Consider the following 15,510-nt stretch of genomic DNA (forward strand, 5'->3'; position numbering starts at 1 on the left):
CAGACCTTAAATCTCTGTGGTGGGAATATAACAAATGTGTGAGGCGATTATTTATTTTTAGATTTATTGCGTAGACTTATCAATACCTGTTCCGTATCTTTATTTTCAAATGACAACAGTGATTTTGAGTTTATGATCAAGTATTTTTCTACTGTATTATCCTCATTTTTCATTTCGACAGCAATGTATTTTGTTCTCTTTAATTGATATGAATAGGGACAACCTATTTTATCAAAAGAATATGTTTTTTCAGGTCTAAATAACTTCTTCAAAACAATTTTGTCATCAATTATTCGTGCATCACAGACGTGCGTAAATTGATAAACAAGGAATCCAATAAGGTTGAGAAATATTAACACAGCTATCATCATTCCCATATAAAATTCTTGTTTTTTAGCTGCAAAAATTATCACAGGGCTTATTAGTAATAGAAGAATACTTCCCACATATAACCCAGCACTGGTCCAGTTTGAAGATAATTTGATTTCTTGCTCTTTATAGCTCATTTTTAATTTGGGCTGAATTTGAAACAAGGTAAGTTTTTTGACTTCTCCCACGAAAGTCAAATTGATAGATAGGACTTATTATTTGATGGCTTCGCAAACCGCATTTGAACAATGATTCTGGAAAAAATATGTGGTGGAAATTCCTAATAAGGGGTATTATAGAAAATCTGGCACAGGGAAATAGATTTAACAATCCGAGAAATAAATCATTTTGAGTCTTTAGAAGAAATGTAGAAATGCAAATTGAATTGGATAGTATGTATGGTAGACATTATCTGGTTTTATTTGTGAAGTTTTTAAATCTAATCTATTGGCTGGGACAGTCATTATAAGTTAATTCGACAATAAATTCCTTGCTATTTACTTTCGTTATTTCTGAATAACTGTTGTCAGGGGTGTAAATGGCTCCATTTCCAAGATCAACAACTACTCCTATAGCAGTAAAATTGAAAAATATAAACCCAACGCTTAATTTTTTGTCGAAATTTTTTACATAATCAGGACATCCATCCTGTTTTAATTGAACGGTCATATCTTTTGATCTCCGCAGAATTTTAGTAACCTCTCCTTCGCCTAAATATTCTCCGTTTACGTAAATTTTGGCTGTTGGATTGTCTTTTACTTTTATATTGGCACTATAACTATCTGTTCTAAACATTGTGGCACAAGAACTTAAAAAAAATAGGATTCCTAAAACACACAAAAATTTGTAGTTTTTCATAATTCGCTTCAGATTAATATTTAATGTTATACCCCGATGATTTGTTATAAAGCAAATTCAAGGTATTACACTAAATAATTATGAACTGAATTGATGAATAGGGCTTAAGACTTGACCATTGCGTTGGTCGCTTCTAATTAAATTGAAAAAAAAGATGTAATGAGATAATAAAATAAAACAACTTAGATTTTCTTCATCTGCTGTTGCATCATCTTGATCTGCTCTGTGAGCATGTTATTCTTGTCTAGTTTCTTGGCTTCCTGCAACAATTGGGTAGCTTCTCGCTTTCTGCGTTTTTGCATGGAGATGCCTGCAAGACTTAACTTTGCCATGGCTACATCATAATCCATGGTCAATCCAAATTTCAAGGCTTTTTTAAAGTATTTTTCGGCCTGGGTCAGGTTTTTTTGGGAATAAATAATCCCGTGTAGGTAATTGTAATACCCCTGCTGCTTTTTAATTAAGGAAGCCTCGGGATTCTTAATTTTGCTCAACCATTTCTGGGTGCCGTCCATATCCTGCTTACGCATTCTAAGAAAGGCCAAAAGAATAAATTCATTTCTAAAATAGAGGAAGATAAATACCAACGACAGAAAAATCAAGGAAATGCCATTGCCAATATACCCTTCTATAAATTGATATACCGCATACGCAATGATAAGGCCGGCAATAACTAGTTTTATATTTTTGTTGAACATATGCTGTCTGAGATTTTACCTGAATTTAAGAGGCAGCAAAAGTACTAAAAACTATTTTAAATATTTTCTTTTTGCACTTGCCAAAGTAAAAACTCTTCGTATATTTGCGCCCAGAATTTTAGAAGAAGATTTAATTTTCTTACTGGAAAAATCCAATAAAGAGCTCAGAAATGAAAAGAACATATCAGCCATCAAAAAGGAAGAGAAGAAATAAACATGGTTTTAGAGAGCGCATGGCGACTGCCAATGGTAGAAAGGTTCTTGCGAGAAGGAGAGCGAAAGGAAGGAAAAAACTAACTGTTTCATCAGAACCACGTCATAAAAAATAATGACTGTAAATAACTTTTTAATAAAGGTGCTACTTTTTCAAGTTTAGCACCTTTTTTTTGACCTAATTTTGAAAAATTTGTAAACGAGTAACCCTATTTAGAATGCCAAAAAGAGACGATCTTAAATCCATTTTGATTATTGGTTCTGGACCTATTATTATTGGCCAGGCATGTGAGTTTGATTATTCCGGTTCCCAAGCGCTTCGCTCGCTTCGTGAAGATGGAATAGAGACTATTTTGATCAACAGTAACCCTGCCACTATTATGACGGACCCCGTTATGGCAGATCACATCTATTTAAAACCGTTGACAACAAAATCAATTATTGAGATTTTAAAGAATCATCCCAATATCGATGCCGTACTGCCAACAATGGGTGGGCAAACTGCCTTGAACCTTTGTATAGAAGCTGATGAAAAAGGGATTTGGGAAGACTTTGGTGTAGAGATCATTGGAGTGGATATTGATGCCATCAATATCACCGAGGATAGGGAGAAATTTAGGGAATTAATGCTCAAAATAGGTGTTGGGATGGCACCACAAGCCACGGCCACATCTTTTTTGAAAGGAAAGGAAATAGCACAAGAATTTGGCTTTCCTCTGGTAATCAGAGCTTCGTTTACTTTGGGTGGCGCAGGAGCGTCAATTGTTTACGACCCAGAAGATTTTGATGGGTTACTGAGTCATGGACTGGAGGTTTCTCCCATTCACGAAGTAATGATTGATAAAGCTCTTATGGGATGGAAGGAATACGAATTGGAATTGCTTCGTGACAAGAATGACAACGTAGTGATTATTTGTGCCATTGAAAACATGGACCCTATGGGTATCCACACAGGGGATTCCATAACCGTTGCGCCAACAATGACACTTTCAGACCGTACCTATCAACGGATGAGAGATATGGCGATTCATATGATGCGAAGCATTGGGGATTTTGCCGGAGGATGTAATGTGCAGTTTGCGGTAAGCCCAGATGAAAAAGAAGATATCATTGCCATCGAAATTAACCCAAGGGTTTCTAGATCATCTGCCCTAGCATCAAAAGCTACCGGATATCCTATTGCAAAAATTGCAGCAAAATTGGCCATCGGATATAGTTTGGATGAATTAGACAATCAAATCACCAAGTCTACATCAGCCTTGTTTGAACCTACCTTGGATTATGTGATCGTAAAGATCCCACGATGGAACTTTGATAAGTTTGAAGGCTCTGATAGAACCTTAGGGCTTCAAATGAAATCTGTAGGAGAAGTGATGGGGATAGGACGTTCCTTTCAAGAAGCGCTACACAAGGCCACCCAGTCTTTGGAAATAAAAAGAAATGGTCTTGGTGCAGATGGAAAGGGATACAAGGATTACGATACGATTATCCAAAAACTGAAAGTACCAAGTTGGGATAGGGTGTTCGTAATTTATGATGCCATTCAATTGGGGATTCCGTTAAGCCGAATCCACGAGATTACCAAAATCGACATGTGGTTTCTTAAGCAATATGAAGAACTACATTATTTGGAGGTTGAGATTTCAAAACATACCATTGAAAGCTTACCTAAAGCACTTTTACTTGAGGCAAAACAGAAAGGCTTTGCGGACCGCCAAATAGCACATATGCTGGATTGTTACGAAAGTGAAGTGCACAAAAAACGTACAAGCCTCAGCATCAATAGAGTGTATAAGCTAGTAGATACCTGTGCAGCGGAATTTAAAGCCATGACTCCTTATTACTATTCTACATTTGAGGAGGAAATTGAAACGGCAGATGGAAAACGCTATGTTGCCAATGACAGTGAAGTAACCGATAAAAAGAAGATTGTAGTACTTGGTTCAGGCCCAAATAGAATAGGGCAGGGGATTGAGTTTGATTATTGCTGCGTACATGGGGTTCTTGCTGCTGCAGAATGTGGGTACGAAACCATCATGATCAATTGTAACCCCGAAACGGTTTCAACCGATTTTGATACCGCAGATAAACTGTATTTTGAACCTGTTTTCTGGGAGCATATCTACGATATCATTTTACATGAAAAACCAGAAGGCGTTATCGTCCAATTAGGTGGGCAAACCGCTTTGAAATTGGCAGAGAAACTCGAAAAAAATGGGATCAAAATTATAGGGACCAGTTTTGAATCTCTGGATTTGGCGGAAGATAGAGGAAGTTTTTCTACACTATTAAAAGAAAACAATATTCCATATCCAAAATTTGGCGTGGCGGAAACGGCAGATGAAGCCCTAGATCTTTCAGATGAACTTGGTTTCCCGCTTTTGGTAAGACCTTCTTATGTGTTGGGTGGACAAGGAATGAAGATTGTAATCAACAGAGAAGAACTTGAAGCCCATGTTGTTGATTTATTGGCAAAAATTCCTAATAACAAATTGCTTTTGGATCATTATTTAGATGGAGCTATTGAGGCTGAAGCTGATGCCATCTGTGATGGTGAGGATATCTATATCATTGGGATTATGGAGCATATTGAACCTTGTGGAATACACTCGGGGGACTCCAATGCTACCTTACCTCCGTTTAACTTAGGGGAATTTGTAATGCAGCAGATAAAAGACCATACGCATAAGATAGCAATGGCTTTGAACACGGTGGGATTAATCAATATTCAGTTTGCCATTAAAGACGATATTGTATATATCATTGAGGCTAACCCAAGAGCATCACGTACAGTACCCTTTATAGCCAAAGCATACAAAGAACCTTATGTAAACTTTGCTACCAAAGTAATGTTGGGCGAAAAGAAAATCAAGGATTTTGATTTTAAACCTCAACTTGATGGTTATGCCATAAAGCAACCGGTATTCTCATTTAACAAGTTTCCCAATGTCAACAAGAATTTGGGGCCAGAAATGAAGAGTACTGGAGAAAGTATTTTGTTTATAGATGGCTTAAAAGACGATGAGTTTTACAATTTGTACTCCCGCAGAAAAATGTATTTGAGCAAATAGAATTTGCTAATCGGATATTTGGATTGCATCGCAGGTGCCAACAAATGGGACACCATTGGTGCCAAACGCATAGGTTATAAGACCTACATAAACGTTAGCTCCAAAGGCTGGTGCTGTGCCAGGTAAACTTCCTGTTTCGTTATAGGCTGTCCAGTTGTCATCCTCGGTTTCAAAAGTTAGGTTTGGTGTTTGCCAATACACGGTAATAGTTTGGTTTTCACTACCAACAATTCTAATATCCGCTTTCCCATTTGGGGCGGTGTTTGCTCCAATATCATTTACCGAGGAGTTACCATCTACAGTATTTTTTCCTTCGATGGTAAAATGCGTGTTGCCTCTATGTCCAACGACAACATGTGCCGAGTTGAATGAGTCCAATGTTTCAACATGGATCTGAACTCCTGAGAATATGTAAAGCGAGTTCACCGGATTTGGTGCTATTTGGGAATCTCCAATGGAACCAATACCAATATTTCTGGCTATAAATTCAAATGGAAACGACAACAGCTTGGCATCCAACCTCCCTTGGTCATCATTAAAATGTAAGGTGATGTCATCTGTATTATCTGTAAGTTCTGCTCTATACCTACCATCTACTCGCCCTACCTCTGGTAGTGCAGCTTCGTTATTGATGACAAAATCCATTAAAGGCCCAGTTCCCTCAAAATTATCGGTGATAAACGATGTTTCTGGAGTTTCATCAGGGTTTGGGGTTTCATCAGGGTTTGGCGTATCATCATTGTTTGAATCGGAATCATCATTCATCTCTTCTGAAGATTCATCACCAGAAGTAATAGGTTCAATAGCATCGGAGGAACATCCGTTAAAAATCAATACCAATAATAGATACAATACATATAGCTTCTTCATAACCAACTAGTTTTCTGATACATAACGGAATACAGGAAAAGAAAGTATACCGTTTATCGAAAAGAAGAAAAGCTTTAAGGCTGATTTAAAATCAACTAATTCTCGGTAACCACATACCCATTGTTGCCGCAAAAACACCAATGGCTGTTACAATGGTTACAAACACCAATCCAAATGACATTACATATTGGATTGCCGTGCTTTTCTTCTTTTGAGCAATAAAATAAAGCTCCAATAATATTAATGGAATAAGATATTGGCCAAATCCAAGAAAAGTTAAGAAGGGACCTCTAAAGGTTTCAGGATCAAAACCCACAGGGCCTTTATTTATAAATAACCAAAACATTAGCCCAATTCTAAAGAACCATACACCGGCCATAACAAGAAACAATCTCAGTGCCCAGCGTCTATGCACATCAAACTTACGCCCTATGGCATTTCGAATTGTTAAATAAGCAAAAATTAGAATTAATAGACCGTTAAGACTTACGCTGATATCGCCAACTATGCCAGAAATGGTTCCTTTTGTAATTACCATATAAACCCCACTTAAACTGATAAGAAAGGCTGCTGTAATATAAAACCGTCCGTTCCACCTATGAAACTTTGGAGCATAGTTTCTAAGCTGAGGAATAAATTGAATGGGACCTCCAACCATAACAATTACTGCAAACAAAAGATGAATGCCCACAGCAACATTTCCCATGGTTTCACCTTCTACATAGCCATGAGGCAATACTCTATTCCATCGCATAAAGTCGGAATCCATTGCTGCACCGCCATAAAAGGCCGCAACATAAAATGCAAAAAGCCATTGGCCCAAAACTGCTGTAATAAACCAAAGTTGGGCTGAGATTGTAAGCATTTTAAAAGGCCATGGTGTTATAGAGCTTACAACACCTGTTGTGTTCGTTTTAGAAATCATGATTGTTCGTTTTTTGATTGATGATTGATGATGTTGGTGTGTTGACTATGTTGGCACAACAGCTGTTTTATTGGAATTGAAACCTTTGGCGATTAACCAACCTGTCAAGACAATAATATGTAGTCCATTTTGAGAGAAAAAGTAGAAACTAACGCGTTGGTCGAAAATATTTAACCAACAGGCAACAAAAACCAAAGAAATAGCCAACATGCCCCATCCAGATAAAAACCTAGGAACAAGCCTTGTTTGGAATAAAAAATAGTAGAATGAGAACGTAGCTGCTGCAAAAAGCATGAGACCCATAAAATGTGCCCAGAAATACTCCTCAATTTTTAATAACCCAAGGGTGGTGAAGTATTCATTGTCGGTTGCTTCAGTGTTTACAAACGCTTCGCTTAATGATATTAGGGAAAGGTGTGTAACATCACTTGTTATGATGATGGTAAATTGAACTAACCAAATACCAAAAAACCATAGCGCAAAACTGTTTTTGTATTGTTTTATCATGGGAAAGAGCATTATTGCCATAATAATCCATGATACGCTTGCCAACATATCCAACAGTACAGAGGCCCGCATCTGCATTGAATTTTGAAATATTTCGTTTAAAAAATCTGGAGATACTACCATCGACGTTGATAATCCCCTTAGTACTACAGAGGGAATGCCCAATGCCATGATTAATAGCAATAAAAAGCCTACGATTCGACCCGTTCTTTGATTTGATTTCATGATTGTTCGTTTTTTGATTGATGAGATTTTTGATTTGCTTAGATGGGGTATTCCCTAAACTGAAAGAATTTTTTGATGTAGTTATTGAACACATATCCCCATGGAATTACAATAATGTCAATGATTACAGCGGTGATGCATATCCAATAAAATGATTCGGCCTCTGGGGTAATACGCTCCGAAGATTTCATGGGAAGATATACGCTCAATGCCCATGTAGCCTTATAGGCTAATTGTAAAAAAAGCAAGGGTAACATCTTTATGGGGTATCGTACCCCCAATACCATTAAGGTAGCATAAGATGCCCAAAAACTAAAGGCAACTCCTGTAATGTAATCCACTGGCTCGCTAGGGAATAACAAATACTCCCATGCCTCAAATGCAAGCCCAACAAAGGTTAATAAATAAAGGCCGCGCATGAGCACCAACCTAAATTTAGGCGGCTTTTCTATTGGTTTACTTGTTTTTGTGATTGTGGTTGATTTCATGATTGTTCGTTTTTTGATTGATGATTAATGATTGATTATGATTGTCGTTTTTTGATGCGTTTATTGTTAGTCTTGTTTTTTGTTTTGGGTTAAATCAATTTCTTGTATGTCACCTTGTATAGTAAAAGTTCCACTAGAGGTATTATTTTGTCTCACAGCGTCATATGACAACTCAAGTATTCCTGAGCTTTTATCAGAAAATACCAGCTTCAATGTTTTACCTGATACTTTTTCAACTGTCTCAAAATGGGAGCTACCACCAAGCTTTAAAGAATTCAAAAAAGGATTATTTATACGGATGGTAATACTATCATTATTTCTGAGTTTTTGGGAGACACTTATAGTCAGTTCTTCGTTGTGGACCACGGTGCTAATGGAATCTATGAGATAGTTGGGTGCTTCAATCCGTAATTGTGTTAAGTCCGTTTGCTGAAAAATAATCTTAATATTATCCTTAGTTGAAATTCCCGAAAAAGAAGGTAAATTTCTGGTTGCCTTAACCATTTCAACGGTAATCATATCAGCTTTTCCCTTTCTAACATAGCTGTGCACAGACAATTGAAAGGTCAAAGAAAAAAAGATGATAGCACCCAGTGCGCCTAAAAGAATAAGATTACTTTTTTTCATTTTCTTGTTGGTTGTATGCATTTTTCAATTCGTCAAAAGTGATTCCCAAGAGACTCATTTTTTTCACAACCTCTGGTAGTAGCTGCTCCATGAACTCTTTTCGTTTTATTTCCAACACCTTGGTATATCCGTTGCTGGAAACAAAATATCCTATTCCTCTTTTATTATAGATCACCTCTAAATCCTGCAAATGGTTAAAAGCACGAATCGCTGTATTCGGATTTACCTCAACCATCATGGCTACCTCCCGCACGGAAGGGATTCGTTCTTCTTCCTGCCAGCGTTTTACCAAGATATTTTCATAGAAAAAGTCCACAATCTGAAGGTAAATAGGTTTGCTATTGTCAAAATCCATGCTTATACCTCCTTTTCAGTCATTTTAAAATAGGCCACTACAAGCATCAAGGGACCAAAAAGCAAACCATAAAACCAACTGCCAATTGTTGAAAAATCAGTTCCAGCTTTACTAATGGCTTCTGAACCCAAGCTGTTCTCAGAAAATACACCGTAACTATGATTAAAAATTCCAAAAAGGATAAAATTGAATAGCATAAAGCCCAATACCAATAGCCCTAAAACCAAAATGGTTTTTCCTATTCTGTTTTTTGCAAAGGTTATGGCGCCTACTAAAAATAGGGGCTGGATGATGAAATACACTTTTACGACCTTCCAATATTCCTCTGAAAAAAAAGATAATAGCGTAAAGTCTGCATTAAAGACTATGGTTCCCATGGTTACAGCAAAGGTCCCCACAATTATAGCCAAAAAGGTAAATACTAAAGTATAGACTACGGAAGTCAACAGCCATTTGGCTGCAAGCCGTTCTGGTATGGATATAGGAAGTGCTAGGTACAAATGATTTGATTTGGGATTATTGAACTCTCTAAAGACTGAGAAAGTGAATAACACCCCAACTGGAATATAAAACAGGCCAAAAATTCCAAAGAACTCTCCCAAATCCAACTGTTGATCCCAAACCATATTAAGTATGGAAAAAAGGAAAATTAAGACGATGGCAACCAATAATCCTGTAGAAAAAGTGCCTTTGTAAATTGCAAGGTCCCTACGCATAAAAAGCCCAATTCTAGAAAGATTAAACTCCTGTTTCATCATGGGTGTTTTTTAGAATTGTATTTATTTTGTGGGGCTCGCTTAATACACCATTAAATAGAAGCTCAAGGTCTACTTCCGTTTCATTATTTCCCATACGAGGTAAAATGGCTTTACCGCCAAATGATGATTCTGAATACAGGATGGAGGGCTCATCAGAATTGGAGGGTTTTCCAAACCATAGCCTTTCTGAGACGATTCCTAGAGCATAATCAAAAACGACTCGGGCATTATCCAAAATAACCACATGGTTGATTAAACTATGTAAATCCCGTACTTGATGGGTGGAAATCACAACACATTTAGTTTCATCCACAGTAGAGGCCATAACTTTTCTAAACTGACTTTTAGATGGAATATCCAATCCATTTGTGGGCTCATCCATGAGCAATACTTTAGTATTGGTGGCAATACCAAAGGCGATGAGGACTTTTTTCTTTTGTCCAAAGGATAATTTAGAGATGACCTCAGTAGGGTAGAGTTTAAATTCTTCTATTAGGGTGTAAAATTGCTCTTTAGAAAATTCAGGATAAAAAGGGGATTGTGTTTTTTCAAAAGTGGCAATAGACAGTGATGGCAATTCAAAATCCTCTGGAACTAGAAAAATATGCTGTAAACCAAGTACACTTCTCTTTTTTGCACTCACTTGGTCCAAGGTACAGTCACCTGTTTTAGGAAATAGCAAGCCTGTCATAATTTTCATTAAGGTGCTTTTACCTTCTCCATTTTTACCAAAAAGCCCATAAATGTTGCCTGGTCTGAAATCCAAATTGATGGATTTAAGTACTGGTCGACTACTAGGATAGTTAAAATTTAGGTGTCTAACGGTTAACATTTATAGTGTATTAGATAACTAGAACACTGCAAATGTATTTAAAATTTTGAAATCACCAAATATTTTTTGTTGAAGTGCTATAAAACGATAGGGTTGTATGGAAAGAATTATGAATACAAATAAAACGACAAGGGCCCAAATTTGGGCCCTTGTCGTTTTAAGATTAACTGAGTTAAGCTATTTTTCAAGGAATTCTCCAAGCCTATCAAAGAATGATCCCCATCCATTATAGAAGCCCATTTCCTCTTGTTGCTTGCAATATTCTTCCGTTTCATGCACACAATTAAAGGTAAAATGGGTTTTGTTTCCATCAGCATCAAAGATGGCTTGAATCTCTACACCCTCCGTCATGGGTTTAAAATTTGCAGTGGACACTATTTTTTTGTGTTGCACTATTTCTGTGTAGACCCCATCTGCAATAAATACATTGCCATCTGGCATTTGCACAGAATATTTCCAATTCCCTCCGACAATAAAATTATGTTCAACAACTGTGACTTCCAATCCCTTGGGTCCCCACCATTGTGCAATATGCTCGGATTGGGTCCAAGCTTCCCATACTAGGGCTAACGGTGCGTTAAAAGTTCTTTTCAGGGTTAGTGTTCTGTTTTTAGCATCATTAATTGTGCTCATTGTTTTTCTTTTTTGTTTGTAATTGGGTTAGGTAATTCTCAAAAGAGTCAAGTTTTTCTTCCCATAGGCTTTTGTATTGGTCAATCCAAAGAAAAGCAGGAATAAGGTTCTTGGGTTGTATAATGCAATAGCGTTCGCGCCCTTGTTGACTGAAATTTACAATCCCACATTCCTCTAGAATCTTTAGGTGTTTGGAAATTGCAGGCCTGCTCACATCAAACTTTTCAGCTACTGCATTTACGGTAAGTGCGTCTTTAGATAAAAGTTGAATAATATCTCGACGGACTGGATCTGCTATGGCTTGAAAAACATCTCTCCTCATATTTATGTAACTAATCGGTTACAAATATATATGTAATCATTTGGTTACACAAATTTCCAACACATATTTTTGATAGAGTTTAATTTTTTCGAATCAATCTTGATGTTGCTTTTCGTAGAACTTTAGGTTTTTCGTTAACCTATCCATCATTTTTACAATTCGACTCGCTTTTGTCCCTTCGGTCTTGGCTGCATAAACCCAATCCAAGTAAGCTTTCTGTTGTCCTTCTGTAAAAGAACTAAAGGTCTCTAGTAGTTCTGGTGGCTCATTTTTAAAACATGCGATTATGTCTTCAGGAATTTCAATAGAAGAGTTATCCGGAAAAAGGACCACATGCACATAATCACCTGCTTCTTTTTTAATCTTTTTTCGAATCTCAGCTTTAACGGGAAGAAATAGTTTTCCATTTCCCATGGGCATAAGCTTGTATTGGTTCAGCGGATGCCCATCAATAGAACCTTTTACCTTCACCCAGCCAAAAGGAGTATTTTTACTTTGGAGAATTTCTGGGATTGAAGCATACATCCAACCCCCTTTACCTGGAAATTTTTGCAACAAATATTCTTTATCCAAAAGTGGTTTTTCTTTGTTCATTTTTTAAATTGATTTCGATGTGCAAGCTTTCTTTACAAACAACAACGTATATCGTAAAACTAATAAAAACGGTTCGAATTTACATCCAAACCGTTTTACCGATATGTGTTGGAGAATGGCTTAGCTGAACCTTAATGGTTTGTGGGTGCTTATTGCAATTCGGTTCCAAGCATTTATAGTAACAACAGCCATGATTATTTGAGAAAAATAATGGGCATCAAAGGTCTCCATGGCTTTTTTATAGGTCTCGGAAGTCAGTCCTTTCCGATGAATCATGGTAACTTCTTCGGTAATCTGAAGCAGTACTTTTTCTTCCTCAGAAAATACATCTGTTCCTTGCCATGCATCCAATAGAAAAATACGGTTTTGGTCCTCTCCAATTTTCAAAGCTTCTTTTGTGTGCATATCAATGCAAAAGGCACATTTGTTTAATTGCGAAGCTCTAATTTTTATCAATTCATAATGGGGTTTACTTAGCTGCGCATTTCCCAAATAATGCTCCAGGGCAAAGATTCCTTTATAGGCTTCAGGTTCCGTGACATCAATTTGAATTCTTTCTTCCATTTTTCGATTTGTTTTTAGATTGTGACACGAAGGTATTCCAGTAAAAAAGAAAAAAACTTAAACCTGTTTAAGAACGTTTTTTTGCCCGGATTTCGCTCACGTATTCAGGTGTCAATCCAAGAAAGGAAGCTATAAGATATTGTGGCACTCGTTGCGCAAACTCTGGAAATTGTTCTGTAAAATGAAAGTACATTTCTTCTTTGGAGAAATCCAACAGATATCTCATTTTAACCAAACTTGCACCATAGGAAATCTGATAAATGGATCTCAAATATTTTTCCAATTGCGGAAATTCTTGTAATAGCTGTTCTTGTTTTTCATAGGAGATAGAAAGCAGTTTTGTGGGCTCTACTGCTTGAATAGAAAAATCAGTAATAGTTTGATTATGAAAGGCTAAATTATCTGTCATCCACCAGTTTTCTATGGCAAACTGTACCGTACGTTCAACACCCTTATCCGTGATGAAATACAAATGCAGACAACCTTCCAAAACAAAATGATGGTGCGTGCACAACGAACCAGCAGAAACGAGTATTTCTTTTTTCTTTAAACATACTTGCTCAAAATAGGGCAACATGTTGTAAAATTCATCTTCACTGACTGAGATAAATTTATTAAGATGGTGAAACAGCTGTTTGGGCATTTTATTTTCAATATTGAATATGGATGGATTGTTATTCTAATTCTAGCTCATAAATCCTGGATTCCTCTCCCCAAGGATGATAGCCTTGGGCGATATACTGAAAACCATATTTCTCATAGTATCCAATATGTTCTGTGCATAAGTACAAATACTTAAATCCTGCTTGTTTAGTATCACTTTTTGCTTTTTCCAATAACAATGCTCCGTAAGCATTACCACGATGCTTTTCATCAATATATACTGCACAAACCCATGGATATAAATCCCCTCTACTTATAAAATCATTGGTAATAAGACCAGCACAACCAATTATTTGCCCTTCTTTCTCCAACAAATACCATTGCGGTAAAGGATTCCTTGATTCGGTACTATGACTTATGCAATCTTCATAAATTATGGGCAAAACGCTTTTCCAACTATCCTGAAAGTATGCTATAGCTTTGGTTTTGTAGCTAGGGTCTTCTCTTACAGAAATAATCTTCATATCACTCATCCCACTCGGTATGGAAAATACCTTTCTTATCCAATCGTTCATAGGTATGGGAACCAAAATAGTCGCGTTGGGCTTGAATTAAATTCAAAGGCAATCGGCTGCTGGTATAGGCATCAAAATACGTAAGTGCGTTGGAAAGCCCTGGTAATGGAATGCCATTTGTGGCACCATACGCTACCAATTCACGGGCTGCTCCTACAGTTTCCTGTACCTTATCTACAAAGGAAGGGGAGAGCAATAGGTTTTGCAATCCGACATTTGCTTTAAAAGCTTCTGTGATGTCAGCTAACAAAGCCGCACGGATGATACATCCCGCACGCCAGATTTTAGCAATTTCTCCTAATTCCAATTCATAACCGTATTCCTTAGAGGCATCTGCCAGTTGGTGCATTCCCTGTGCATAGGTGATAATAAAAGCAAAATAGAGCGCTTGTTCCGCCTTGGCAGTTAGGGAACCCTTTACTACAGTTTCCGGTGTTGGACGGTCATAGATTTCATCAGCTTTTACACGTTCCTCTTTTAATGCGGAAATTTCACGCATGCTTACCGCAACATCTATGGTGGGAACGGGAATACCTAAATCCATTGCATTTTGCGAGGTCCATTTACCAGTTCCTTTTTGTTTTGCCTTATCCAAAATTTTATCCACCAAGTGTCCATCACCCAAATCGTCTTTCTGCTCAAAGATTTCCGAGGTAATTTCAACTAAAAAAGATTGTAATCGACCAGCATTCCAAGAAGCGTAGGTCTCGTGCAGTTCTTCATTGGTTAGACCACCTGCTTTTTTCAAAAGATCATAAATTTCTGAAGTCAATTGCATTAATCCATACTCAATACCGTTGTGGACCATTTTTACATAATTCCCTGCAGATTTAGGGCCTAAATAGGCCACACAGGGCTCTCCCTTGTATTTGGCAGAAACAGCTTCAAAAATGGGTTTTACATGCTGATACGCATCACGTGAGCCCCCTGGCATAATGCTTGGTCCCTTACGTGCTCCTTTGGCTCCGCCAGAAACTCCAGCTCCAAAGAAATTAATGCCTTTCTCTTGCAAATAAGCCTCTCTTCGGTCCGTATCGGTAAAAAAGGAGTTTCCACCATCAATGATAATATCTCCCTTGTCTAAATGGGGAAGTAGTCCATCTATAACAATATCTACTACTTTCCCTGCCGGAACCAACAGCATAATTTTTCTAGGAGTGCTCAGCCCTTGCACAAAAGTAGCAACATCCGATGTGGCATTTACTTTGTTGGCATCGCCACCTTCTTCAATGAGCGCATTTACCTTTTCCTCATCCAAATCGTTTCCATAGGCAGTAAAGCCATTGTCTGCAACATTAAGAATGAAGTTACGCCCCATCACCCCTAGGCCTACGAGACCAAAATCATATGTATTTGCCATATTCTTTGTTTTTAATGTAGTATTGTCATCACAACACTGAGTAAGCTGTTAGTTGAATTTCGA

20 protein-coding genes are annotated in these 15,510 nt (G+C 37.4%); 2 read left to right on the forward strand and 18 right to left on the reverse strand.

Annotated features, from left to right (window positions below; translation table 11 throughout):
- Positions 1-47: 47 nt before the first annotated feature.
- From FVB32_RS12240 to FVB32_RS12250, 3 genes are all read right to left on the reverse strand, one after another.
- Positions 48-557, reverse strand: a complete 510-nt coding sequence (locus FVB32_RS12240; protein ID WP_147744083.1) for a hypothetical protein — start codon at positions 555-557, stop codon at positions 48-50.
- 256 nt (positions 558-813) lie between these two features.
- On the reverse strand, positions 814-1,227 hold the full coding sequence (locus tag FVB32_RS12245; protein ID WP_147744084.1) for a hypothetical protein: 414 nt from the start codon (positions 1,225-1,227) through the stop codon (positions 814-816).
- Between the two features lie 182 nt (positions 1,228-1,409).
- The gene (locus FVB32_RS12250) at positions 1,410-1,925 is read right to left on the reverse strand and encodes a DUF2892 domain-containing protein (RefSeq protein ID WP_147744085.1); all 516 of its coding nucleotides are present in this window, start codon (positions 1,923-1,925) and stop codon (positions 1,410-1,412) included.
- A gap of 170 nt (positions 1,926-2,095) precedes the next feature.
- Here FVB32_RS12250 and rpmH point away from each other — a divergent pair, with 170 nt between their 5' ends.
- Complete coding sequence (gene rpmH, locus FVB32_RS12255) at positions 2,096-2,254, forward strand: 50S ribosomal protein L34 (RefSeq protein WP_082433296.1); 159 nt, start codon at positions 2,096-2,098, stop codon at positions 2,252-2,254.
- A 102-nt stretch (positions 2,255-2,356) separates the two neighbouring features.
- On the forward strand, positions 2,357-5,209 hold the full coding sequence (carB, locus tag FVB32_RS12260) for a carbamoyl-phosphate synthase large subunit (RefSeq protein WP_147744086.1): 2,853 nt from the start codon (positions 2,357-2,359) through the stop codon (positions 5,207-5,209).
- A gap of 6 nt (positions 5,210-5,215) precedes the next feature.
- Here carB and FVB32_RS12265 read toward each other — a convergent pair whose 3' ends face one another.
- The 15 genes from FVB32_RS12265 to gndA form a co-directional block, all read right to left on the reverse strand.
- Positions 5,216-6,079, reverse strand: a complete 864-nt coding sequence (locus FVB32_RS12265) for a hypothetical protein (RefSeq protein ID WP_147744087.1) — start codon at positions 6,077-6,079, stop codon at positions 5,216-5,218.
- Positions 6,080-6,170: 91 nt separating this feature from the next.
- Positions 6,171-7,004 (reverse strand): DUF2306 domain-containing protein, encoded by an 834-nt coding sequence (locus tag FVB32_RS12270; RefSeq protein ID WP_147744088.1) that lies wholly within the window; start codon positions 7,002-7,004, stop codon positions 6,171-6,173.
- A gap of 45 nt (positions 7,005-7,049) precedes the next feature.
- Positions 7,050-7,736, reverse strand: a complete 687-nt coding sequence (locus FVB32_RS12275; protein ID WP_147744089.1) for a DUF4386 domain-containing protein — start codon at positions 7,734-7,736, stop codon at positions 7,050-7,052.
- 38 nt (positions 7,737-7,774) lie between these two features.
- Complete coding sequence (locus FVB32_RS12280) at positions 7,775-8,224, reverse strand: hypothetical protein (RefSeq protein ID WP_147744090.1); 450 nt, start codon at positions 8,222-8,224, stop codon at positions 7,775-7,777.
- Positions 8,225-8,290: 66 nt separating this feature from the next.
- Positions 8,291-8,851 (reverse strand): GIN domain-containing protein, encoded by a 561-nt coding sequence (locus FVB32_RS12285; RefSeq protein WP_187269567.1) that lies wholly within the window; start codon positions 8,849-8,851, stop codon positions 8,291-8,293.
- Positions 8,838-9,206, reverse strand: coding sequence for a GntR family transcriptional regulator (locus FVB32_RS12290; RefSeq protein ID WP_147744092.1), 369 nt, complete (start codon positions 9,204-9,206; stop codon positions 8,838-8,840). Before FVB32_RS12290 ends, FVB32_RS12285 begins: the two co-directional genes overlap by 14 nt.
- Before the next feature lie 2 nt (positions 9,207-9,208).
- On the reverse strand, positions 9,209-9,964 hold the full coding sequence (locus FVB32_RS12295) for a hypothetical protein (RefSeq protein WP_147744093.1): 756 nt from the start codon (positions 9,962-9,964) through the stop codon (positions 9,209-9,211).
- Positions 9,945-10,796, reverse strand: a complete 852-nt coding sequence (locus FVB32_RS12300; protein ID WP_147744094.1) for an ABC transporter ATP-binding protein — start codon at positions 10,794-10,796, stop codon at positions 9,945-9,947. Before FVB32_RS12300 ends, FVB32_RS12295 begins: the two co-directional genes overlap by 20 nt.
- A gap of 177 nt (positions 10,797-10,973) precedes the next feature.
- Complete coding sequence (locus tag FVB32_RS12305; RefSeq protein ID WP_147744095.1) at positions 10,974-11,429, reverse strand: SRPBCC family protein; 456 nt, start codon at positions 11,427-11,429, stop codon at positions 10,974-10,976.
- Positions 11,416-11,751, reverse strand: a complete 336-nt coding sequence (locus FVB32_RS12310) for an ArsR/SmtB family transcription factor (protein WP_147744096.1) — start codon at positions 11,749-11,751, stop codon at positions 11,416-11,418. Before FVB32_RS12310 ends, FVB32_RS12305 begins: the two co-directional genes overlap by 14 nt.
- A 93-nt stretch (positions 11,752-11,844) precedes the next feature.
- Complete coding sequence (locus tag FVB32_RS12315; protein WP_147744097.1) at positions 11,845-12,345, reverse strand: YdeI/OmpD-associated family protein; 501 nt, start codon at positions 12,343-12,345, stop codon at positions 11,845-11,847.
- Positions 12,346-12,465: 120 nt separating this feature from the next.
- On the reverse strand, positions 12,466-12,909 hold the full coding sequence (locus tag FVB32_RS12320; RefSeq protein ID WP_147744098.1) for a carboxymuconolactone decarboxylase family protein: 444 nt from the start codon (positions 12,907-12,909) through the stop codon (positions 12,466-12,468).
- A 67-nt stretch (positions 12,910-12,976) separates the two neighbouring features.
- Positions 12,977-13,552: a Crp/Fnr family transcriptional regulator gene (locus tag FVB32_RS12325; protein ID WP_147744099.1), complete on the reverse strand. Its 576-nt coding sequence runs from the start codon at positions 13,550-13,552 to the stop codon at positions 12,977-12,979.
- Positions 13,553-13,583: 31 nt separating this feature from the next.
- Complete coding sequence (locus tag FVB32_RS12330; RefSeq protein ID WP_246139883.1) at positions 13,584-14,045, reverse strand: GNAT family N-acetyltransferase; 462 nt, start codon at positions 14,043-14,045, stop codon at positions 13,584-13,586.
- On the reverse strand, positions 14,038-15,447 hold the full coding sequence (gndA, locus tag FVB32_RS12335; RefSeq protein ID WP_147744100.1) for an NADP-dependent phosphogluconate dehydrogenase: 1,410 nt from the start codon (positions 15,445-15,447) through the stop codon (positions 14,038-14,040). The genes FVB32_RS12330 and gndA overlap by 8 nt, the downstream gene beginning before the upstream one ends.
- Between the last annotated feature and the right edge of the window lie 63 nt (positions 15,448-15,510).

Source organism: Flagellimonas hymeniacidonis (genome assembly GCF_008040165.1).
Classification (GTDB): domain Bacteria; phylum Bacteroidota; class Bacteroidia; order Flavobacteriales; family Flavobacteriaceae; genus Flagellimonas; species Flagellimonas hymeniacidonis.